Source organism: Streptomyces speibonae (assembly GCF_984686075.1).
Genome location: NZ_OZ480260.1, coordinates 7,283,427 through 7,303,990 on the forward strand (window position 1 = coordinate 7,283,427; position 20,564 = coordinate 7,303,990).

The window sequence follows — 20,564 nt, forward strand, 5'->3', positions numbered from 1 at the left end:
GGGCTGTGCCTTTGACCTTCCCGCGCGGCGGTGGGCGGCGCAACGCGGGAGCCTCCTCAGGGCGAGTGCTCCGCCAGGCGGTCGAGAAACGCGGTCTGCGCGGAGACGATTACCTCGCGGGCCCGGTCCAGGGGGAACCAGGCGACCCGGTCCAGCTCCGGGAACTCCTGGATCCGCCCCGACCTCGGCGGCCACTCCAGCTCGAACGTGCCGGGGACCACCGTCGCCGGGTCCAGGTCGGCCTCGACCGCCCAGGCCGTCACGGTCTTCCCGCCGGCCTGCCGCACCTCGCCGAGCGGTATGGCCTCTCCCTCCGGCGGCGGGAGCCCCAGCTCCTCCTGGAACTCGCGGCGCGCCGCCTCCCAGGCCGGCTCCCCGGGGTCGTACTCGCCCTTCGGCACGGTCCACGCCCCGGCGTCCCGCTTGCGGAAGAACGGACCGCCCATATGACCGAGCAATACCTCAAGCCCCTGAGGGGTGTGCCGGTACAACAGCAGGCCGGCGCTCCGGGAGCCCTTCACGGCCGCACCCCCGGGTGCGCGGCGAGCAGGGCCTCCACCGTGTCCGCCTCCTCGGGGCGCTTGTCCTCGCGGTAGCGGATCACGCGGGCGAAGCGAAGGGTGACCCCGGCCGGGTACCGCGTGGAGCGCTGGAGGCCGTCGTAGGCGATCTCCACGACGAGTTCGGGGCGCACCGTCACGACGTATCCGCTCTCGTCGACGGCCAGCTCCCGCAGTCGCTCGGTCTGCCACTGAAGCATCGCGTCGGTCATGCCCTTGAAGGTCTTGCCGAGCATGACGAAGCCGCCGTCGGCGCTCCGCGCGCCCAGGTGCAGGTTGGACAGCTTGCCGGTGCGCCGGCCGTGGCCCCACTCGGCGGCGAGCACCACCAGGTCGAGCGTGTGCACCGGCTTGACCTTCAGCCAGGACGCGCCCCGCCGGCCCGCGCTGTAGGCGGCGTCCAGGCCCTTGGCGACGATGCCCTCGTGGCCGCGCTCGAGGGTCTCTGTCAGGAACCGCTCCGCCGCGTCCAGGTCACCGGGGCCGGACACCACGGTGCGCCGCACCCGCATGGGTTCCGGGACCAGCCGGGCCAGTTCCGCGTGCCGCTCGGCGAGCGGCAGGTCCAGCAGGTCGCGGCCGTCGACGGACAGCGCGTCGAAGAAGACGGGGGAGACCGGTACCTCCCGGGCGGCGGTGGTCACGTCCACCCGGGAGCCGACCCGTCCGGCCGTCTCCTGGAACGAGCGCGGGCGGCCGTCGTCGCCGAAGGAAATGACCTCCCCGTCCAGGATGAACCGCTCGCCGGGCAGATCCCGGGCCGCCGCCGTCACTTCCGGCAGCCGGCCGGTGATGTCGTCGAGCGTGCGGGTGTGCACGCGCACGGTGTCGCCGTCGCGGTGCACCTGGACGCGGATGCCGTCGAGTTTCTCCTCGACCGCGCAGGCCCCCAGCTTCCCGACCGCCTCGGCGACCGAGGAGGCGCTGTGCGCCAGCATCGGCAGCACCGGCCGCCCGACGGTGAGCCGGAACCGCTCCAGCGCCCCGGGGCCGTCCGCGAGCAGCGCCTTGGCCACCGCCTGGAGCGAACCGGCCAGCATCACCGCCCGCCGCACCTCGGCCGATGCGGCCCCCGTCGCCTGCGCCAGCCCTTCCACGGCGACCGCGTCCAGCGCCCCCTGGCGGACCTCGCCGGTGAGCAGCCCGAACAGGAACCGCTGTTCGTCCTCGGTGGCCGCGCCGAGCAGCTCGCCCACCAGCCGGGCCCGCTCGGCCTGCGAGCCCGGCCCCGACACCTTGCCCAGCGTGGTGAGCAGGGCGTCGACCTCGCGCACGGTCAGGGACGGCTCGGCGGCGGGCGGGACCGGACGGCTCAGCACCTTCCAGCCGACGCCGATGCGCCCCTGCGGCAGCCGGCCCGCCAGATACGGGATGACGACCGGCACGTCGTCCGGCTCCGCCTCCCGGAACAGCTCGGCGAGCAGAGCGATCTTCCGGGACCGCGCCGAGGTGGCGGCGACCTCCTGGGACACACGGGCCAGCCGGGACAGCAGCATGCAGCCATGGTGCTACGGAGGAGGGCGCCGCACACCCCGGCCCGCGGTGCCTATCCGTCCACCGCGGCGTCCAGGCGGCTCATCAGCAGGTCCCCGACGATCGCGGCCGCCGCGCGGTAGCCGCCGCTCGCCGCGTGCACGACCTGCTCGGCGAAGCCGATCGCGTTGCCCGCGGCCCAGACGCCGGGCACCGTGGTCAGGCCGGTCGGGTCGACCACCGGGTAGGCGCCGAACGGCGTCTCGTTCATCTCGGCGCCCAGCCGCTCCAGCAGGCTCGTCTGCGGCAGCGGGCGCGGGCCGACGAAGAGCACCGAGCGCGCGTGCACCGTGCCGTCGGCCAGCCGCACCCCGGCGAGCCGTCCGTCCTCGACCACCAGCTCCGCGACCTCCCCGGGCACCACGTCGACCCCGGCGGCGGCCAGCCGGCGCAGGTCCTGGTCGGTCAGCTCCTCCTCGGCGACCCGGTGCAGGAAGAAGGTGACGTTCTTCGACCACTGGGACACCATCAGCGCCTGGTGCACGCTCAGCGCGCTCGACGCGAGCACGCCGAAGGGTTCGTCGCGCACCTCCCAGCCGTGGCAGAACGGGCAGTGCAGCACGTCCTTGCCGAAGCGCTCGGCGACCCCGGGGACGTCAGGCAGCTCGTCCTTCAGCCCGGTGGCGACGATCAGCCGCCGGGCGCGCACGGTTCCTCCCGACTCCAGGGCGACGGTGAAGCCGGCGGCGGCGTCCTCGCCCCGGGTGACGTCCGTGACCCGGTCCCGGACCAGACCGACGCCGTAGTGTGCGATCTCCTCCCGGCCCAGCGCCAGGAACTCGGCCGGCGACATGCCGTCCCGGGACAGATAGCCCTGCATGTGCGCCGAGGGCGCGTTGCGCGGCTCGCCCGCGTCGACGACCAGGGCGCTCTGCCGGGCCCGGCCCAGCACCAGCGCGGCGGACAGTCCCGCCGCCCCGCCGCCGACGACGACCACGTCGTGGATCTCCTTGCGGTCCGTCTCGTTCATCGTGACCACCTCCTGATACGACGGTCGCCGAGGCGGTGCCGCATTGACAAACAAACTTGCCGAACCTGCAATAGCGGTATGACGACCGACAACGTACTCGCGGATGTGGGCCCCCGGCTGCGGCGGATCAGGAAGGAGCGCGAGGTGACGCTCGCGGCGCTGTCCGAGGCGACCGGCATATCCGTCAGCACCCTCTCGCGGCTGGAGTCCGGGCTGCGCAAACCCAGTCTGGAACTGCTGCTGCCGATCGCGCAGGCCCACAAGGTGCCGCTGGACGAACTGGTGGGAGCCCCGCCGGTCGGTGATCCGCGCATCCGCGCGTCCCGGCCCATCCAGCGCTGGGGCCGCACCCACTGGCCGCTCACCCGCCAGCCCGGCGGGCTCCAGGCGTACAAGGTGCTCGAACCGCAGCGGAAGCTCGAACCCGAGCCGCGCACCCACGAGGGCTACGAGTGGCTGTATGTGCTCTCCGGCAGACTTCGGCTGGTGCTGGGCGAGCACGACGTGGTGCTGGTGGCGGGGGAGGCGGCCGAGTTCGACACGCGCGTGCCGCACTGGTTCGGGTCGACGGGCGAAGGGCCCGTGGAGTTCCTCAGCCTGTTCGGCGCGCAGGGGGAGCGAATGCACGTACGGGCCCGTCCGCGCCGGGGCTGACGGCGGCGGCCGGCGGATGTGAGGGGCGAGACGGTTCTCCGATCGGCAAGCGACCGCTTAGTATGCGGTGGACCCGGTCCGGCGAACACGACGTTCACACCCCCGTGGAGGCCCCGCATGCAGGCATGGCACGTGCACGAGCTCGGCGAGCCGGGCGAGGTGATGCGCCTCGCGGAGGCGGAACGGCCGGAGCCCGGCGAGGGGCAGGTCCTGCTGAAGGTGCGCGCCGCGAACATCAACTTCCCCGACGCCCTGATGTGCCGGGGCCGGTACCAGGTCCGGCCGCCCCTGCCCTTCACCCCGGGCGTGGAGATCTGCGGCGAGACCGAGGACGGGCGCCGGGTGATCGCCAACCCCGCGCTGCCGTACGGCGGCTTCGCCGAGTACGCCGTCGCGGACGCCGCCGCCCTGCTGCCCGCCCCGGACGCGCTGGACGACGCCGAGGCCGCGGCCCTGCACATCGGCTACCAGACGGGCTGGTTCGCCCTGCACCGGCGGGCCGCTCTCCAGGCCGGCGAGACCCTGCTCGTGCACGCCGCCGCGGGCGGCGTCGGCAGCGCCGCGGTGCAACTCGGCAAGGCGGCCGGCGCCACCGTCATCGGTGTGGCCGGCGGCGCCGCGAAGACGGCCGTCGCCCGCGAGATGGGCTGCGACCTGGTGATCGACCGGCGCGAACAGGACGTGATCGCCGCGGTCAAGGAGGCCACCGGGGGACGCGGCGCGGACGTGATCTTCGACCCGGTCGGCGGCGAGGCCTACGCCCAGTCCGCCAAGGCCGTCGCCTTCGAGGGCCGGATCGTCGTCGTCGGCTTCGCGAGCGGCACCGTCCCCAGCCCCGCCCTGAACCACGCCCTGATCAAGAACTACGCGATCCTCGGCCTGCACTGGGGCCTGTACAACACCAGGAACCCCGAGCTGGTCCGGCACTGCCACGAGCAGCTCACCGCACTCGCCGCCCGGGGCGCGATCAAGCCGCTGGTCAGCGAGCGCGTCCCGCTCACCGGTGCCGCCGACGCCGTGCAGCGGGTCGCCGACGGGGTCACCACCGGGCGCGTCGCCGTGCTGCCCGCGCCGGAGAACGGAGCCGCCGCATGACCGACGCCACCGGACTGCGCCGCCGCACCCAGGAACTGCTGGCCGGCCGGCCGCCCGCGGACACCGATCGCCTCGAGTTCCTCCGTGCCCGCTTCGACGCCGGCCTCGCCTGGGTGCACTTCCCCGAAGGGCTCGGCGGACTCGGCCTGCCGCGCTCCCTCCAGCCCGTCGTCGATGCCGAACTGGCGGCCGCCGGGGCCCCCGACAACGATCCGCGCCGCATCGGCATCGGCCTGGGCATGGCCGCGCCGACCATCCTCCAGTACGGCACCGAGGAGCAGAAGGCGCGCTTCCTGAGGCCCCTGTGGACCGGCGAGGAGGTGTGGTGCCAGCTCTTCAGCGAGCCCGGCGCCGGATCCGACCTGGCCGCGCTCGGCACCCGCGCCGTCCGTGACGGCGACGACTGGGTGGTCGACGGGCAGAAGGTGTGGACGTCCAGCGCGCATCTGGCCCGCTGGGCCATCCTCATCGCCCGCACCGACCCGGACGTGCCCAAGCACCGCGGCATCACCTACTTCGTCTGCGACATGACCGACCCCGGTATCGAGGTGCGGCCACTGCGCCAGATCACCGGCGAGGCCGAGTTCAACGAGGTGTTCCTCACCGGCGTACGCATCCCCGACGCCCACCGCCTGGGCGGGATCGGTGACGGCTGGCGGGTCGCGCAGACCACCCTCAACAACGAACGCGTGGCCATCGGCGGCATGCGGCTGCCCCGCGAGGGCGGCATGATCGGCCCGGTCTCCAGGACCTGGCGCGAACGCCCCGAGTTGCGCACCCACGACCTGCACCAGCGGCTGCTGAAACTCTGGGTCGACGCCGAGGTCACCCGGCTCACCGGCGAACGCCTGCGCCAGCAGCTCGTCGCCGGGCAGCCCGGCCCCGAGGGCGCCGGCATGAAGCTCGCCTTCGCCCGCCTCAACCAGGAGATCAGCGGCCTGGAGGTGGAACTGCGCGGCGAGGAGGGCCTGCTGTACGACGACTGGACCATGCGCCGCCCCGAACTGGTCGACTTCACCGGGCGCGACGCCGGCTACCGCTACCTGCGCGCCAAGGGCAACAGCATCGAGGGCGGGACCAGCGAGGTCCTGCTGAACATCGTCGCCGAACGCGTGCTGGGCCTCCCGGCCGAGCCGCGCACCGACAAGGACGTCGCCTGGAAGGACCTGGCCCGATGAGCGCACCGCCGGACCTGCTGTACTCGGAGGAGGAAGAGGCGCTGCGCGCCGCCGTCCGGGACCTGCTCACCGACCACTGCGACGCGGCGGGTGTGATCGCCCGCTGCGAGTCGGACGCCCCGCACGATGTCTCCCTGTGGAAGATGCTCGCCGACGGCATGGGCCTCACCGGCCTGCTGGTTCCCGAGGACCGGGGCGGCCAGGGCGCCACCCATCGTGAAGCCGCGGTGGTGCTGGAGGAGCTGGGGCGCGCGGTCGCCCCGGTGCCGTTTCTGACCAGCGCCGTGGTGGCCACCGAGGCGCTGCTGGCCTGCGCGCCCCGGGACGAACTGCTCCCCGGACTGGCGGCGGGCCGCCGGATCGGTTCCCTCGCCGTGGGCCTGCACGTGGGCCCGGGCGCGGCGTTCCCCGCCGTACGGCTGGACAACGGCGCCCTGCACGGGGAGCTGACCGGAATCGCGGACGCCGCGGTCGCCGACGTCCTGCTCGTGCCGGCCGACGACGGCGGGCTGTACGCGGTGGAGACCGGCTCCGACACCGTCACCGTCACCCCGCAGACGTCCCTGGACCTCACCCGGCCCCTCGCCCGGATCGCCCTCCACGGCGCCCCCGGACGCCGCCTCGGCGACGCGGAACCCGCCGTACGCCGCGCCCTGCGGGCCGGGGCCGGACTGCTCGCCTCGGAACAACTCGGCCTCGCCGACCGGTCGCTGACCGAGACCGTCCGCCATCTGAAGGACCGCAAGCAGTTCAACCGGCCCGTCGGCGGATTCCAGGCCCTCAAGCACCGGCTCGCCCAGCTGTGGCTGGATGTGGCCGGCCTCCGCGCGGCCGCGCGGGGCGCCGCCGACGCCCTGGCCACCGGTGCGGACACCGACGTGGCGGTCGCCGTCGCCCAGGCCTGCGCCGCGCCCGTCGCGGTCCGCGCCGCCGAGGAGGCACTCCAACTGCACGGCGGTATCGGCATGACGTGGGAACACCCGACGCATCTGTACCTCAAGCGCGCCAAGGCCGACTCGATCGCCCTCGGCACGGCGGGCGCCCACCGCGAGACGCTCGCCGAACTGGTCGACCTGCGCGCACCCTGATCACCTCCGCTCGCGACACAAGCCCGTCCCCTCCCCGGTGGGGGCGGGCTTCTTCGCGTGCCCTCTTCGCGTGCCCCGAAGTGAACACACGGCGGCGGATCGGCCAACTCCCCGCACGGCACTGCTTTTTGCCGGTGCCCCGACCCCATACTCACTGAGGTCACCTACGGCACTTCCAGGGAGGCAGAGCATGGCCCTCACCACCCGCCGCAGAGCCCTCAGCACCCTCGGCGCCGCCCTCGCCGGTTCGGTCGCACTGCCCGCGACCCAGGCGCTGGCCGGCGAACACCCGCACCGTCCCCGCCCGTTGTGGCGCGCCCACGCCCACAACGACTACGAGCACCCCCGTCCCCTCCTCGACGCCCTGGATCACCGCTTCGGCAGCGTCGAGGCGGACATCTACCTCGTCGACGGCCAACTCCTGGTCGCGCACGACCCCGAGGACCTCGACCCCGCCCGCACCCTCGAATCCCTCTACCTCGACCCGCTCGCGGCCCGGGTCCGCGCGAACCGCGGCTCGGTGTACCGCGGCCACCGCCGGGCGCTGCAGTTACTGGTCGACATCAAGACCGAGGGCGCCTCCACCTACCGGGAACTCGACCGCCGTCTGCGCCGCTACCGGCACCTGTTCACCACCTACGCGCACGGCAGGGTGGCCCCCGGAGCGGTCACCGCCGTCGTCTCCGGCGACCGCGCGGCCCGCGCGCCCATGGAGGCCCAACGGGTGCGCCGCGCCTTCTACGACGGCCGGCTCACCGACCTCGGCAGCCCCGCGCGGTCCTCGTTCGTCCCCCTGATCAGCGACAACTGGACGCCCAACTTCACCTGGCAGGGCGTCGGACCCTTCCCCGCCGCCGAACGCCGCAAACTGCGCGGCATCGTGCGCACCGCGCACGCGCGCGGGCAGCGCGTGCGGTTCTGGGCCACCCCGGATCTGCCGGGCCCGGCCCGCGACGCGCTGTGGGGCGAACTGGTCGCTGCGGACGTCGACCACCTCAACACCGACGACCTCGCCGGACTCGAATCCTTCCTCGACGCCCGCCGGAGGACGTGACACCACACGTTCGGAGGACAGCTCAGCAGCCCGGACGAACCCTCCGCTACGCCACACTTGCGGCCGAACGCCGCGAATCGGATGTGGCGGAGGAGGTTGACGATGGCTGTTTCCATCTCTGTGGTGCTGCTGCTCTCGGTGCTGGCGGTGATCTTCCTGCGCAACAGCGGACTGAAGGTCTCCCACGCGCTGGTCTGTCTGCTGCTCGGCTTCTATCTGGCCAGCACCAGCATCGCGCCCACGATCCACAGCGGCCTCACGGCGACCGCCGACATCGTCGGCAGTCTGCGGCCGTGAGGCCACGCCGGTGATCCGCCGGCTCAGCGGCCCACCGTCGCGTCGCGCGGCAGCACGGTGACGCGGCGGTAGGCGCAGCGCGCGGGCGCGGGCCCCGGGGTGCCTCGAGAGCGATGCTCAGTGTCGGGGCGACGAGGGTGTGCCGGGGCGGCGGGGGCGTGTCCGGCCGATGGGTGTATGTCGGGCAGACGGGGCGCGTCGCTCCGGCGGACGCGCGTCGGCCCGGCGAGGGCACGCCGGGCCGATGAGGCCCGCCCGACCCGGCGGGGCGTGTCCGACCGGTGCTTGCGCCGTATCGGTGGGGGTGTGTTGGGTTGGCGAGGGTGTGCTGGGCCGGTGGGGGTGGTTTGGGTCGGCGTGGCGTGTCCGACCGGTGTCTGCGCCGTATCGGTGGGGGTGTGTTGGGCTGGCGAGGGTGTGCTGGGCCGGTGGGGGTGTGCTGGGCCGGTGGGGGTGGTTTGGGTCGGCGGGGCGTGTCCGACCGGTGTCTGCGCCGTATCGGTGGGGGTGTGCTGGGCTGGCGAGGGTGTGCTGGGCCGGTGGGGGCGGCCCGGGTCGGCGAGGGCGTGTCGGGGTGTGGGTCAGACGCGTTCGGCCATGGCTGCCGGGTCGTCCAGCACCCCCCGGACCACCGAGTGCGCGGCGCCCAGCAGAGGGCCCTCGGGGCCCAGCGCGGACACCGAGACGGGGCAGGCCGGTCCGGCGGTGCGCCGGGCCAGCTCCGAGCGCAGCGAGGGCAGCAGCCAGGGCGCGAGCCCGGACAGGGCGCCGCCCAGCACCACACTCTCCGGGTCCAGCACATTCACGGCGCCGGTCAGGGCGATGCCGAGCGCCGTTCCCGCGTCGTGCAGGGCACGCCGTACCTCGGCGTCGCCCTGCTCGGCGCGGCCCGCCAGGAGGCCCACGCGGTCCTGGCCCGGCTCCAGCCCGGCCGCGCGCAGCACCGCGTCCTCGCCGGCGTACTGCTCCAGGCAGCCGCGCCCGCCGCAGGCGCACGCCGGCCCGTCGGGCCACACCGGCACGTGACCCAGTTCGCCGGCGAAGCCGCGCTTGCCGTGCAGCAGCCGTCCGTCCACGACCACCGCGGCACCGATACCGATCTCGGCCGACACGTGGAGGAAGTCGCGCGGTGTGCCCTCGCCGAGCCACAGTTCGGCCAGGGCGCCGAAGTTGGCTTCGTTGGCCACGGTGAGCGGCAGCTTCGGCGGCAGCAGGTCGCCGAGGTCCGTGTCGAGCCAGCCGAGGTTCGGGGCGCGTACGACGGTCCGGGCGTCGCGGGCCACCAGACCGGGCACGGCCACGGCGAGCCCGGCCGGCCACAGCCCCTCGCCCTCCGCCTCGGCGACGACCTCGTGGATCAGCTCGGTGAGGTCGCCGAGCACCGGCTCGGGGGAGCGGCCCCGGTTGCGGACGTGCCGTACCGCACGCGCCCGGACCCGGCCGCGCAGGTCGACCGCGCAGACCGCGAGGTGGTCGACGCCGACCTCGGCACCGATCCCCGCGGGACCCTGCCCGCTCACGGCCAGCGCCGAGCCGGGCCGGCCCACGCGTCCGGGCCGCTCGGGCCCCAGTTCCTCCAGCAGACCCGAGCGGATGAGCTCGTCGACCAGTGTGGACACCGCGGCGCGGGTCAGGCCGATGCGCGAGGCGACGGCGGCCCGGGACAACGGGCCCTCGGCGCCGACGGTGTGCATCACCCGCGAGAGGTTGCGCCGGCGCATGCCCTGCTGGGTGTCGGGCAGCGCGCGCCCCTGGCCGGCCGGGCGGGTGCTGTGCGGTGGTGCGCTCATTCCTCCGTCATTCCTCGGTTCTCTGCCGTCGTCGGCCGCCGCGGGTCACCCCGGCGGCCGGTCCGTGCGCACGGGGCGGCACAGCTGATGCGCGGGGCCGGTCCGTACCGGCGGGGGGAAGTCGGGCCGGGGGCGGCGCGGGGCCGTGGCCGTGCGGAACCACGGCGGTGCCGCGCCGCCCGCCGCCGTCAGTGGGCGTCCGTGCCGCGCTCCAGCAGCGGGGCCGCGTCGGAGAGTACCCCGGCCAGCCTGGAGAGCGTCTCCTCGTCCCGCTCCACCGCGTCCAGCACCGGGCCCGCCGCCGTGTTCCAGCGCCGGGCGACCGCGGCCGGGTCCTCCCCGGTGAGGAGGCCCGCCGCCTGCGCCGCGGCACCGAGCGCGACGAGTTCCTTCGCCTCGGGCACCTGCACGGGCCGCCCCGACAGTCGCCGCACGGTCTGCTGCCAGGCCGTGCCCCGGGCGCCGCCGCCGATCAGCAGCAGGGGTTCCGAGGCGTCGGCGTCGCCGTCGAGGACGAGGTCGAGGGCGGCGAGCAGGGAGTACACGGCGCCGTCGTAGGCGGCCTGGAGCAGCTGGCCGCCGGTGGTGTCGTGGCGCAGCCCGTGCAGCAGACCGGAGGAGTTGGGCAGGTTCGGGGTGCGCTCGCCGTCCAGGAACGGCAGCAGCGTGACACCGTGCCCGGGTTCGACGGCCTCACGGTCCAGGCCCAGCAGGGCGGCGACCCGGTCCACGGCGAGCGTGCAGTTGAGGGTGCAGGCCAGCGGCAGCCAGTCGCCGCGCGCGTCGGCGAAGCCCGCGACCGTGCCGGTCGGGTCGGCCGGCCTGTGCCGCGACACGGCGTACACGGTGCCGGACGTGCCGAGGCTCATCACCGGCGTGCCGGGACGCACGCCCAGGCCCAGCGCGGCGGCGGCGTTGTCTCCGGTGCCGCAGGCCACCAGGGTGCCCTTGGAGAACGGCAGGCCGTGGCCGTCGCGCACGGTCCCGGCCACCTCGCCCGGGCGCACCACGCGGGGCAGCAGCGCCGGGTCGAGCCCCACGTGCGCCAGGATCTCCTCGTCGTACGCCTCCGTGCCGGAGGCCCACCACCCGGTGCCGGAGGCGTCGCCGCGGTCGGTGGTGCCCTCGCCGGTGAGGCGCTCGGTGAGGTAGTCGTGGGGCAGCCGTACGGCGCGGGTGGCCCGCACCGCCTCCGGCTCGTGCTCCGCCAGCCAGGCCCACTTGGTGACGGTGAAGGAGGCGGCGGGCACGCTTCCGGTGCGCTCGGTCCAGAACTTCGCGCCGCCCAGTTCCTCGATCAGCCGCCGGCTCTGCGGCGCGGACCGCACGTCGTTCCACAGCAGCGCCGGACGGACCGGCTCACCGTGCTCGTCCAGGGTGACCAGGCCGTGCTGCTGCCCGCCGATCGACACCGCGGCGGCCTCGTGCGCCGCCTGACCGCACTGGCGCAGGGCCTCGGTCAGGGCGTCCCACCACTGGCGCGGATCGCTCTCCCGGCCCGCACCCGAGGTCACCGTGTGCGGGGCCTGGCCGCTGGCGACGACCCTGCCGGTCGCCACGTCGACGACCAGCGCCTTGGTGGACTGGGTGGATGTGTCCACGCCGACGACGAGCGGACCCTCGGCTGCTGACATCGGTCTCTCCCTCTTTGGTACCCGACCGGGTGTGTCTCTTCCCAGAAATGTTCCTGCATACTAATTTGTAAACCGCCATGACGAAATAGTCTCAGCGAGCGAGGAGCCGCGGCATGAACTACCAGCCCACCCCCGAGGACAAGTTCACCTTCGGACTGTGGACCGTCGGCTGGCAGGGACGGGACCCCTTCGGAGACGCCACGCGGCGCGCCCTCGACCCGGTCGAGTCCGTTCGGCGCCTCGCCGAACTGGGCGCCCACGGCGTGACCTTCCACGACGACGACCTCATCCCCTTCGGCTCGAGCGACAGCGAGCGCGAGGAGCACATCAAGCGCTTCCGGCAGGCGCTGGACGACACCGGCATGAAGGTGCCGATGGCCACCACCAACCTGTTCACCCACCCGGTGTTCAAGGACGGCGGCTTCACCGCCAACGACCGTGACGTGCGCCGTTACGCGCTGCGCAAGACCATGCGCAACATCGACCTCGCGGCCGAGCTCGGCGCGCAGACCTACGTCGCCTGGGGCGGCCGTGAGGGCGCCGAGTCCGGCGGTGCCAAGGACGTCCGGGTGGCCCTGGACCGGATGAAGGAGGCCTTCGACCTGCTCGGCGAGTACGTCACCGCGCAGGGCTACGACCTCCGCTTCGCCATCGAGCCCAAGCCGAACGAGCCGCGCGGCGACATCCTGCTGCCCACCATCGGCCACGCCCTGGCGTTCATCGAGCGCCTGGAGCGCCCGGAGCTGTACGGCGTCAACCCGGAGGTCGGGCACGAGCAGATGGCCGGGCTCAACTTCCCGCACGGCATCGCCCAGGCGCTGTGGGCGGGCAAGCTGTTCCACATCGACCTCAACGGCCAGTCCGGCATCAAGTACGACCAGGACCTCCGCTTCGGCGCCGGCGACCTGCGCGCGGCGTTCTGGCTGGTGGACCTGCTGGAGTCGGCCGGGTACGAGGGGCCGCGGCACTTCGACTTCAAGCCGCCGCGGACCGAGGACTTCGACGGCGTGTGGGCCTCGGCGGCCGGCTGCATGCGCAACTACCTGATCCTCAAGGAGCGCGCGGCGGCCTTCCGCGCGGACCCGGAGGTGCAGGAGGCGCTGCGCGCGGCCCGGCTGGACCAGCTGGCCGAGCCCACGGCGGCCGACGGTCTCCAGGCCCTGCTCGACGACCGGTCCGCGTTCGAGGACTTCGACCCTGACGCCGCTGCCGCGCGGGGCATGGCCTTCGAGCGCCTCGACCAGCTGGCGATGGACCACCTGCTGCGCGCCCGGGGCTGAACCCACACCGCGCGGGGTGATGTCCTCGTGTGCGGACGGCGCTGCCACTCCGTCCGCACGAAGCGGCGGCCGCTGCGCGTGGAGGGCGCGGTCGCCGGGAACGACGGCGCGCGTTGTCCTGCCGTGCGCCCGCTCGTGCACGACGCACGCGCGGGCACACGGCAGCGGGGAGAACGCGCCGTACCGCTCCGAGTCCGGGCGGGTGCGCCCAACGCCCCCGCCCGGGCTTCCGCACGCCCACTCGACCCACGGCGCACCCCCGCGAGGCGGGACGCTCGGCCGACGCGCACGCGTGCGCTGACCGCCCGCGGTGTGTGGCCGGATGGTCGTGCGCCTGCTGTGTGCCGTGTGCTCCCGCGCGCGGGGCACGTCGGTCGGTGCGCACGTGTGCGCCGGCCGACGCGGTCTGTGATGTGGGCCGGTGTGGGTGCGCGGGGCGTGCTGGCCGGGTGGGCGTGCCTGGTTTGTGGGCCTCCGCGTGTGGTGCGTGTCGGCTGGTGCGCCGGGCGTGTCCGGCTGGGCGGTGGCACGCCCGCTTCGTACACGGTGTGTTCCCGCGCGCGGGTCGCGTCGGCCGGTGCGTCTGCGTGGGCCGGCCGGCCGGGGTGTGTGGTGTGGGCCGGGGGCGCCGGGTGTGTTCGGCCGGGTGGCCGTGCGCCCGCTGTGCGCGTCGTCTGCCCCCGCGTGCGGTGCGTGTCCGCCCGTGCCCGCGTGCCCTGGCCGCCTGCCGACTTCTGCGCGTCGCCCTCGCGCGGGCACCGTGTCCGCGGGGACCATGGTGCTCATGGCCACGCCCCCCGTACCGCCTCAGCAGCCGCCCGGCCCGCCGGACGACACACCGCCCCCGGGCGGCGGCTTCGGGCCGCCCTCGTACGGGAGCGCACCCCCGCCGCCACCCGGGCCGCCGCCCGGGGACCACGGCGGCGGCCCGGGCCAGGGCCCCGGTGGCCGCAGGCTCGTGCTGGTGGTGCTCGCCGTGGTCGTGGCCGTCGTGGCGGTGGCCCTCATCGTGTTCCTGGCCACCGGGGACGACGACGCGCCGGACCGGGAGCCCACCGGGAGCCCGACGGAGACCGGCGGCTTCCCCACCGAGCTGCCCTCCGGCATCCCCAGCGACCTGCTGCCGTCCGGCTTCCCGACCGAACTGCCGTCCGGCTTCCCGACCGAGTTGCCCTCGGGCTTTCCCACCGAACTGCCGAGCGGGCTGCTGCCCAGCGACCTTCCCAGCGGCCTGGAGTCACTGCTCCCGTCCCTGGGACAGGCCGACCTGCCCTGAACCCGGCAGCCGGCGGGCCCTCACCCCTCCGCGGCACGCTCCGCCGACGCCAGCGCGGTCGCAGGGTCCTGGGCGGGGCCGCCCGCCGGGACCCAGCGGCCGCGCTCCTTGCGGTACGGCCACCAGCGGCCGTCGCGGCCCAGCCGCAGCTGCACCGGCGCGCCGACGGCCGTCCAGCGGTTGGCCCGGGACCGCAGCGACGGGCGTTCGTCCGCGTCCCAGGCCGCTTCCAGGGCCGCACGCGCGCGTGCGAGGCGCTCGCCCCGCACCGTCCACTCCTCGTCGAACACCTCAAGCGCCGCGGGACCGCCCTGCCGCCAGGCCCGTACCGCCAGCGCCAGCCCCTCCCGGCCGTGTCCCGACCCCTCGGCGAGCCGGTCGGCCACCGCGCGGCCGGGTTCTCCCGCCGCCAGCCGCACCGCGTCCCTTGCCACCGAGGCCATCGAGGGCTCTTCCACCTCATGGGCCCCCTGTCCGCCCCGCAGCGCCTCCGCCAGCAGGCGGTGGGCCCGCGCCGCGGTACGGGAGGCCAGGAACTCCAGCGCGGACGCGTCGACACCGCCCGCCGGCACGGTCTCCGTGTCCAGCGAGGGCGGCACTCCCGGCTGCGCGGGAAGGGCGGGAGCGCCGGGCAGCGGGGGCAGGATGCCCCCGGCCGCGTACGCCTCGGCCGCGTCCACGCCCTCCGCGCCCCGCGCGGGCGGCCGCCCCGCGGATTCCTCGCCGCACCTCTGGAGCGCCTCCAGCACAGCGGCCTCGCTCCTGCCCCGCATCAGCAGCAGGACGAACGGGTCCTGGTCCAGCAGCCGGGCCAGCTGGTAGCACAGCGCCGCCGTGTGACCGCAGTGGTCCCAGGCGCCGCAGTCGCACTCCGGCTCCAGATCGCCCAGCCCCGGCAGCAGGTCCACCCCGGCCAGCTCCGCGTCCTCGACGAGATGGGTGGGCATCTCGCGGTCGAGCAGCGCCGCGACATGACCGGCCCGCTCGAGGGTCATCGCGAGGAACCGGTCCCACTGGTCCCCGGTCAGCTCCTGCAGCAGGACGTCCGCGCGGTGCGCCGTGCGGTCCCGGTCCTGGACGACCGCCGTGATGCGGCCGGGCCGCACCGTCACCGCGCCGACCGCTCCCGCGCGGGCGAGCCCGCGGCCCGCCTTGAGCTGCCCGGCGTCCAGCGCCGTGCCCTCCAGCGCCGTCAGCCAGGCCCGGCCCCACCAGGTCTGCGCGAAGGCCCGGCCCCGCGCGGCCGGCAGCGCGGCGAACGTACGCTCCGCGCCGGCCCCGTCACCGTCGTACGCGTTCATCCCAGTCCCCCTCGCAGCTCGACCAGCTCCGCCAGCTCGGCGTCCGTCAGTTCGGTGAGCGCCGCCTCGCCGGAGCCGAGCACCGCGTCGGCCAGCTCCTTCTTGCGCACCAGGAGGGCGGCGATGCGGTCCTCGATCGTCCCTTCGGCGATGATCCGGTGCACCTGCACGGGCCGGGTCTGCCCGATGCGGTACGCGCGGTCCGTTGCCTGGGCCTCGACGGCGGGGTTCCACCAGCGGTCGTAGTGCACGACGTGCTCCGCGCGGGTGAGGTTCAGCCCCGTGCCCGCCGCCTTCAGCGACAGCAGGAACACCGGGACCTCGCCGTCCTGGAACCTCCGCACCATCGCCTCGCGTTCGGCGACCGGTGTGCCGCCGTGCAGGAACTGCGCCGCGACGCCCCGCGCGGCCAGATGCCGTTCAAGGAGCCGGGCCATCCGCACGTACTGCGTGAACACCAGGACACCGGACTGTCCGGGGAGGACCGTGTCGAGGAGTTCGTCCAGCAGCTCCAGCTTCCCGGACCGTCCGGCGACCACCGGCCGCTCCTCCTTGAGGAACTGTGCCGGGTGGTTGCAGATCTGCTTCAGGCCGGTCAGCAGCTTCACGATCAGGCCGCGCCGCGCCATGCTGCCGGCGCCGGAGATCTCGGCGAGCGACTCCCGCACCACCGCCTCGTACAGCGCCGTCTGCTCCGGGGTGAGCGAGACGGCGTGGTCGGTCTCCGTCTTCGGCGGGAGTTCGGGTGCGATGCCCGGGTCCGACTTGCGGCGGCGCAGCAGGAACGGCCGCACCAGCCGGGCCAGCCGGTCGGCGGCGGCCGGGTCCTGGCCGCCCTCGACGGCGTCCGCGTACCGCGTGCGGAACGTGCCGAGCCGGCCCAGCAGCCCGGGGGTCGTCCAGTCGAGGATCGCCCACAGCTCGGACAGGTTGTTCTCCACCGGCGTGCCGGTGAGCGCCACGCGCGCGCGTGCCCCGATGGAGCGCAGCGCGCGGGCCGTCGACGCGTAGGGATTCTTCACGTGCTGGGCCTCGTCGGCGACGACCATGCCCCACGCGACCTCCGCCAGCCGCGCGGCGTCCCGTCGCATGGTGCCGTACGTGGTGAGCACGAACTCGCCGTCGGCGAGACCGTCCAGCGCGCGCCGCGCGCCGTGGAAACGGCGCACCGGAGTGCCGGGCGCGAACCGTTCGATCTCCCGCTGCCAGTTGGCCATCAGCGAGGTCGGGCACACGACGAGGGTGGGGCCCGCCGACGCGGCGTCCTTCCGGCGGTGCAGATGCAGCGCGATCAGGGTGACCGTCTTGCCCAGACCCATGTCGTCGGCGAGACAGCAGCCCAGGCCCAGCGAGGTCATCCGGGCCAGCCAGTTCAGTCCGCGCCGCTGGTAGTCCCGCAGCGTGGCATCGAGACCGGCGGGCTGTTCGACGGGTTCCTGGGCCTCGGGGTCCGCGAGCCGGTCCCGCAGCTCCGCCAGCCACCCGGTGGGCCGTACCTCGACGCGGCCGCCGTCGACCTCCACGGAGCCCGTCAGCGCCGCGCCGAGCGCGTCGACGGGGCCGATCCTGCGGTCCTGCCGCGCACGGGCGCGGGCCAGTTCCCGGGGATCGATCAGGACCCATTGGTCGCGCAGCCGCACCAGGGGCCGGTTCTGCCCGGCCAGCCGGTCCAGTTCCTCGCGCGTGAGGCGGTGGTCGCCCACGGCGAACGACCAGTCGAAGGCGAGCAGCGCGTCGGCGGACAGGAACGACGGGCCCTCCACGGCGCCGGCCCGTCCGGGCTCCGGCCGGTCGTCGGCGGGACCCACCTCCGCGCGGGTGGTGAGTCCGCGGACCATGCCCTTGGGCCAGTGCACGTCGACGCCCGCGGCCGCGAGCGCCCGGCCGCCCTCGCCGAGGAGCTCGGTGATCTCCTCCTCGACCAGGTCGACCGCGTCCGGCACGGACGCCGACAGCAGGGGCGTCAGCGGCGCCCAGGCCCGCGCCGCGCGGCGCAGCGCCAGCAGCGCGTCCATCCGCGCGCGGGGGCCGAAGACGGTGCCCGGGCCGCCCGCCCACACGGCGGTGGCGTCCGCGACGAGGGCGGGATCGCCCACCCCGTGCATCTGCAGCACGGCCCGGAACGACACGTCCGCGCCGTCGGGCACCTCCTGAGCCCCGTCCGCCATCCCGCGCACCTCGATCCGCAGCGACAGCCGGACGCCCGCGTCGTGCCCCGCCGCGACGTCGGCGGCCCAGGTCCGCAGCTCGGGCAGCCGCTGCGGCTCCGGTGCCGCGAAGGCCGCCGTGCCGGTCACGAGGCGGGCGGCCGGGGAGCGGGGGAGGGTGTCGGCGACCGCGTCGAGGAACGCGCGCAGCAGGTGTTCGGGCTCGGCCAGACGAGGCGCTCCTGCGGCATTCACCGGCACGGCGTGCGCCTCCGGCGGCATCGCCGCGGCGAGTCGGCGGATCGCCTCGGTGTCCTGCGCGTCCAGCGGGCCGACACGCCAGGCGTCGTGGTCGGCGGGGGACAGGCCGGGCAGCAGCAGCCCGCGTGCCACCAGGTGCAGGGCGTGCAGGGCCGCGGCGCCCCAGAACACGGTGGCCCGGTGGCCTTCGCCCGCGGCACGCGCCCGCGTGAGGACCGGCAGCGCCGGCCCGACCGGCAGCAGCACGGCGGGGACGGTCACCGCCTCGACACCGTGATCGCCGGGAACGGCGACGGTCAGCCGCCCGTCCGCCGCCCCGGCCATGGGCGGGAGCGCGGAACCGTCGGGCCGCCAGAAGGCGATGCGACCGGCGCGGGCGGGTTCGCCGGGGACGAAGACGGCGGGGCAGAGGCCCGGCCCGGAGGGCGCGGAGATGGCGGCCGGGGGAGTCGTCAGCGCAGCTATGACAGCATTCCTCAAACTTGACTAGTGAGACCGGAGCCGCCGAGAGTACAGCAGGAATACCGTCGACCGGGTGTAGATGTGCTGTGATCAGGGTCACCATGAAAGGGCCCGCGGGGAGTCCTCTGCGGGAGAGGACTCCGCACGGGCACTCGGGACCTTAGGGGCGCACCTCAGGGAGGTCTCAGGGTCGTGGTCCGGAACTGCCGACGGTGCGGGCCCGTTTTCACGACAGAGAGCGGCAGTGGCCGCGAAGGAGGCGACGCTCATGTCAAGGAATGCCAAGATCGCCGCGGGGGGTGTGGCGGCCGGTCTCATCCTGCTCATATGGCTGCCCTGGTGGGCCGCCCTGCTGATCATTCTGGGAGTCCCGGCCGCCGCGTACCTCGCCCTGGACCCCGCACAGCGGCGCCGGCTGCGCCGCGTCTCGCGCAAGGAGCTGGGCCGCTGAGGCGGCGCCTGCGCGTCACACCTCGTCACCGCCGAGTGCACAGGAGTTGACCACGTCACCGTCCGCGGGCCTGGCGATCGTCCGGTCCGCGGGCGGCGCGGCTCCGCGCTCCACCCACGCGACCAGGGCGTCGAACGCCGAGTGGTAGCAGGGCAGGATGGGACGGAGCCGGTCGGGATGGGAGTCGTACAGGCCGTCGACGTGCGTGCCGCCCTGCACCGTGTAGTAGCGGTGCATCGACCCGCGCCCGCTCGCCTCGACCATGCCGTCGTACACGTCGGAGTCGACGGCCTTGGGCAGCAGCGCGTCCAGATCGCCGTGCAGGGTGATCATCGGTTTGCCGATCCGCCCGGTGAGTGCCACCTGCCGCACGGCACGGTGCACGGACGCGGGACGGGAGGCGTAGTCGTAGGCGGCGTCGGAGGGGCACGGCGCCAGGATCTGCTCCGGCGTCGACCCCGCGGAGGAACCGGGGCAGGCCGGGTCGTAGACCGGGTCGAACTCCGCGCGGTAGATCTTCTGGGTGACGCCCCAATAGGCCCGTTCGTGGTACGGCCACAGGAACTCCGACCCCCGCGCGAAGCCCGCCGCGTACATGTCCTCGTCGGTGGCCCTGCCGTACATCCTGGCCACCGCCACGGGCAGGGAGAGCAGCGGATGGCGTCCGGTCTCCGCCCACAGGGTGCCCTCCCAGTCCACCCCGCCGTCGTACAGCTCCGGGTGGTTCTCCAACTGCCAGCGCGTGAGGTAACCCCCGTTGGAGACCCCGGTGATGTACGTGCGGCGCGGGGCGTGCCCGTAGCGCTGGGCCACGGCGCGCCGGGCGGCCCGGGTGAGCTGCGTGGTCCGCTCGTTCCACTCGGCGACGGCGTCACCGGGCCGCTTGCCGTCACGGTAGAAGTCGACCCCGCTGTTGCCCTTGTCGGTCGACGCGTAGGCGTACCCGCGCGCCAGCACCTCGTCGGAGATCGCCTTGTCGGTCGCGTACTGCTTGCGGTTGCCGGGCGCGCCGGTGACCACCAGCCCGCCGTTCCAGCGGTCGGGCAGCCGGATCACGAACTGCGCGTCGTGCGCCCAGCCGTGGGTGTTGTTGAAGCGGGAGGTGTCCGGGAAGTAGCCGTCCACCTGCACCCCGGGCACACCGGACGGCGACCGGGTACCCGCGGCGGTCAGTCCCGTCTGGTCGGCCATGTCGGTGTAGGCGGTGCCGGCCAGACCCGCGGTGGTCAGATCGGTCAGACATGCGCTGCGCTGATGGGCCGCGCCGGGCACCCGCACCCGCTCCTGGCGGGCGCAGTGACCGTCATCGGCCGCTCCGGCCGGAGTCGGGGCGGAGAGTGCGGCGGCGGCAAGGACGGTGGCGAGCAGCGGAACGCCACGGGACGGGCGCATGACGGCCTCCGGAAGGACGGGCAGCGGAAGAGGGGCAAGGGTTGATCACGAACCGCCCCATGGTGAGGGCCCGACCTCGCCGTCATCGATGGGTTGGCGCCATACGGAACGGCACCCGCACGTGGGGTCGCAGCACACGCT

General features: G+C 74.5%; 17 protein-coding genes. 9 read left to right on the forward strand and 8 right to left on the reverse strand.

Features of this window, described 5'->3' with window-relative positions; translation table 11 throughout:
• Window positions 1-56: 56 nt before the first annotated feature.
• From AC5L3C_RS32925 to AC5L3C_RS32935, 3 genes are read right to left on the reverse strand one after another with little or no spacing between them, the layout of a single operon-like run.
• Complete coding sequence (locus tag AC5L3C_RS32925; protein ID WP_493652778.1) at window positions 57-521, reverse strand: NUDIX hydrolase; 465 nt, start codon at window positions 519-521, stop codon at window positions 57-59.
• A complete protein-coding gene (locus AC5L3C_RS32930) occupies window positions 518-2,056 on the reverse strand; it encodes an ATP-dependent DNA ligase (protein WP_493652779.1) in 1,539 nt (512 codons plus the stop codon). The genes AC5L3C_RS32925 and AC5L3C_RS32930 overlap by 4 nt, the downstream gene beginning before the upstream one ends.
• Window positions 2,057-2,106: 50 nt before the next feature.
• Complete coding sequence (locus AC5L3C_RS32935) at window positions 2,107-3,063, reverse strand: NAD(P)/FAD-dependent oxidoreductase (protein ID WP_125508684.1); 957 nt, start codon at window positions 3,061-3,063, stop codon at window positions 2,107-2,109.
• A gap of 78 nt (window positions 3,064-3,141) precedes the next feature.
• Here AC5L3C_RS32935 and AC5L3C_RS32940 point away from each other — a divergent pair, with 78 nt between their 5' ends.
• The 6 genes from AC5L3C_RS32940 to AC5L3C_RS32965 all read left to right on the forward strand — a co-directional run bounded on the left by AC5L3C_RS32940 (window position 3,142) and on the right by AC5L3C_RS32965 (window position 8,429).
• Window positions 3,142-3,717: a helix-turn-helix domain-containing protein gene (locus AC5L3C_RS32940; protein ID WP_125508686.1), complete on the forward strand. Its 576-nt coding sequence runs from the start codon at window positions 3,142-3,144 to the stop codon at window positions 3,715-3,717.
• Window positions 3,718-3,834: 117 nt separating this feature from the next.
• Window positions 3,835-4,812: an NADPH:quinone oxidoreductase family protein gene (locus AC5L3C_RS32945; protein ID WP_493652780.1), complete on the forward strand. Its 978-nt coding sequence runs from the start codon at window positions 3,835-3,837 to the stop codon at window positions 4,810-4,812.
• Window positions 4,809-5,990, forward strand: a complete 1,182-nt coding sequence (locus AC5L3C_RS32950; protein ID WP_493652781.1) for an acyl-CoA dehydrogenase family protein — start codon at window positions 4,809-4,811, stop codon at window positions 5,988-5,990. Before AC5L3C_RS32945 ends, AC5L3C_RS32950 begins: the two co-directional genes overlap by 4 nt.
• Complete coding sequence (locus AC5L3C_RS32955; protein ID WP_493652782.1) at window positions 5,987-7,078, forward strand: acyl-CoA dehydrogenase family protein; 1,092 nt, start codon at window positions 5,987-5,989, stop codon at window positions 7,076-7,078. Before AC5L3C_RS32950 ends, AC5L3C_RS32955 begins: the two co-directional genes overlap by 4 nt.
• Window positions 7,079-7,268: 190 nt before the next feature.
• Entirely contained in the window at window positions 7,269-8,132 is an 864-nt protein-coding gene (locus tag AC5L3C_RS32960) for a phosphatidylinositol-specific phospholipase C/glycerophosphodiester phosphodiesterase family protein (protein ID WP_493652783.1), read from the forward strand.
• Window positions 8,133-8,234: 102 nt separating this feature from the next.
• Complete coding sequence (locus AC5L3C_RS32965) at window positions 8,235-8,429, forward strand: hypothetical protein (RefSeq protein ID WP_125508696.1); 195 nt, start codon at window positions 8,235-8,237, stop codon at window positions 8,427-8,429.
• A 581-nt stretch (window positions 8,430-9,010) separates the two neighbouring features.
• Here the strand turns inward: AC5L3C_RS32965 and AC5L3C_RS32970 are convergent.
• Window positions 9,011-10,219, reverse strand: a complete 1,209-nt coding sequence (locus AC5L3C_RS32970) for an ROK family protein (protein ID WP_493652784.1) — start codon at window positions 10,217-10,219, stop codon at window positions 9,011-9,013.
• A gap of 188 nt (window positions 10,220-10,407) precedes the next feature.
• A complete protein-coding gene (xylB, locus tag AC5L3C_RS32975) occupies window positions 10,408-11,853 on the reverse strand; it encodes a xylulokinase (RefSeq protein ID WP_125508700.1) in 1,446 nt (481 codons plus the stop codon).
• Window positions 11,854-11,966: 113 nt separating this feature from the next.
• Between xylB and xylA the strand changes: the two genes are divergently transcribed.
• Window positions 11,967-13,133 carry a xylose isomerase gene (gene xylA, locus AC5L3C_RS32980; RefSeq protein ID WP_493652785.1) on the forward strand — a complete coding sequence of 389 codons (1,167 nt, stop codon included), beginning with the start codon at window positions 11,967-11,969 and terminating at the stop codon, window positions 13,131-13,133.
• Between the two features lie 784 nt (window positions 13,134-13,917).
• Window positions 13,918-14,409, forward strand: coding sequence for a hypothetical protein (locus tag AC5L3C_RS32985; protein WP_493652786.1), 492 nt, complete (start codon window positions 13,918-13,920; stop codon window positions 14,407-14,409).
• A gap of 20 nt (window positions 14,410-14,429) precedes the next feature.
• Here the strand turns inward: AC5L3C_RS32985 and AC5L3C_RS32990 are convergent, their stop codons facing one another.
• The gene (locus tag AC5L3C_RS32990; protein WP_493652787.1) at window positions 14,430-15,710 is read right to left on the reverse strand and encodes an SWF or SNF family helicase; all 1,281 of its coding nucleotides are present in this window, start codon (window positions 15,708-15,710) and stop codon (window positions 14,430-14,432) included.
• Window positions 15,707-18,574, reverse strand: a complete 2,868-nt coding sequence (locus AC5L3C_RS32995; RefSeq protein WP_493654119.1) for an SCO1167/SCO6262 family helicase — start codon at window positions 18,572-18,574, stop codon at window positions 15,707-15,709. The genes AC5L3C_RS32990 and AC5L3C_RS32995 overlap by 4 nt, the downstream gene beginning before the upstream one ends.
• A gap of 274 nt (window positions 18,575-18,848) precedes the next feature.
• Here AC5L3C_RS32995 and AC5L3C_RS33000 point away from each other — a divergent pair, with 274 nt between their 5' ends.
• Complete coding sequence (locus AC5L3C_RS33000; protein ID WP_125508706.1) at window positions 18,849-19,031, forward strand: tail-anchor membrane protein; 183 nt, start codon at window positions 18,849-18,851, stop codon at window positions 19,029-19,031.
• A gap of 15 nt (window positions 19,032-19,046) precedes the next feature.
• Here the strand turns inward: AC5L3C_RS33000 and AC5L3C_RS33005 are convergent, their stop codons facing one another.
• Window positions 19,047-20,423: a tannase/feruloyl esterase family alpha/beta hydrolase gene (locus AC5L3C_RS33005; RefSeq protein ID WP_493652788.1), complete on the reverse strand. Its 1,377-nt coding sequence runs from the start codon at window positions 20,421-20,423 to the stop codon at window positions 19,047-19,049.
• Window positions 20,424-20,564: the final 141 nt, after the last annotated feature.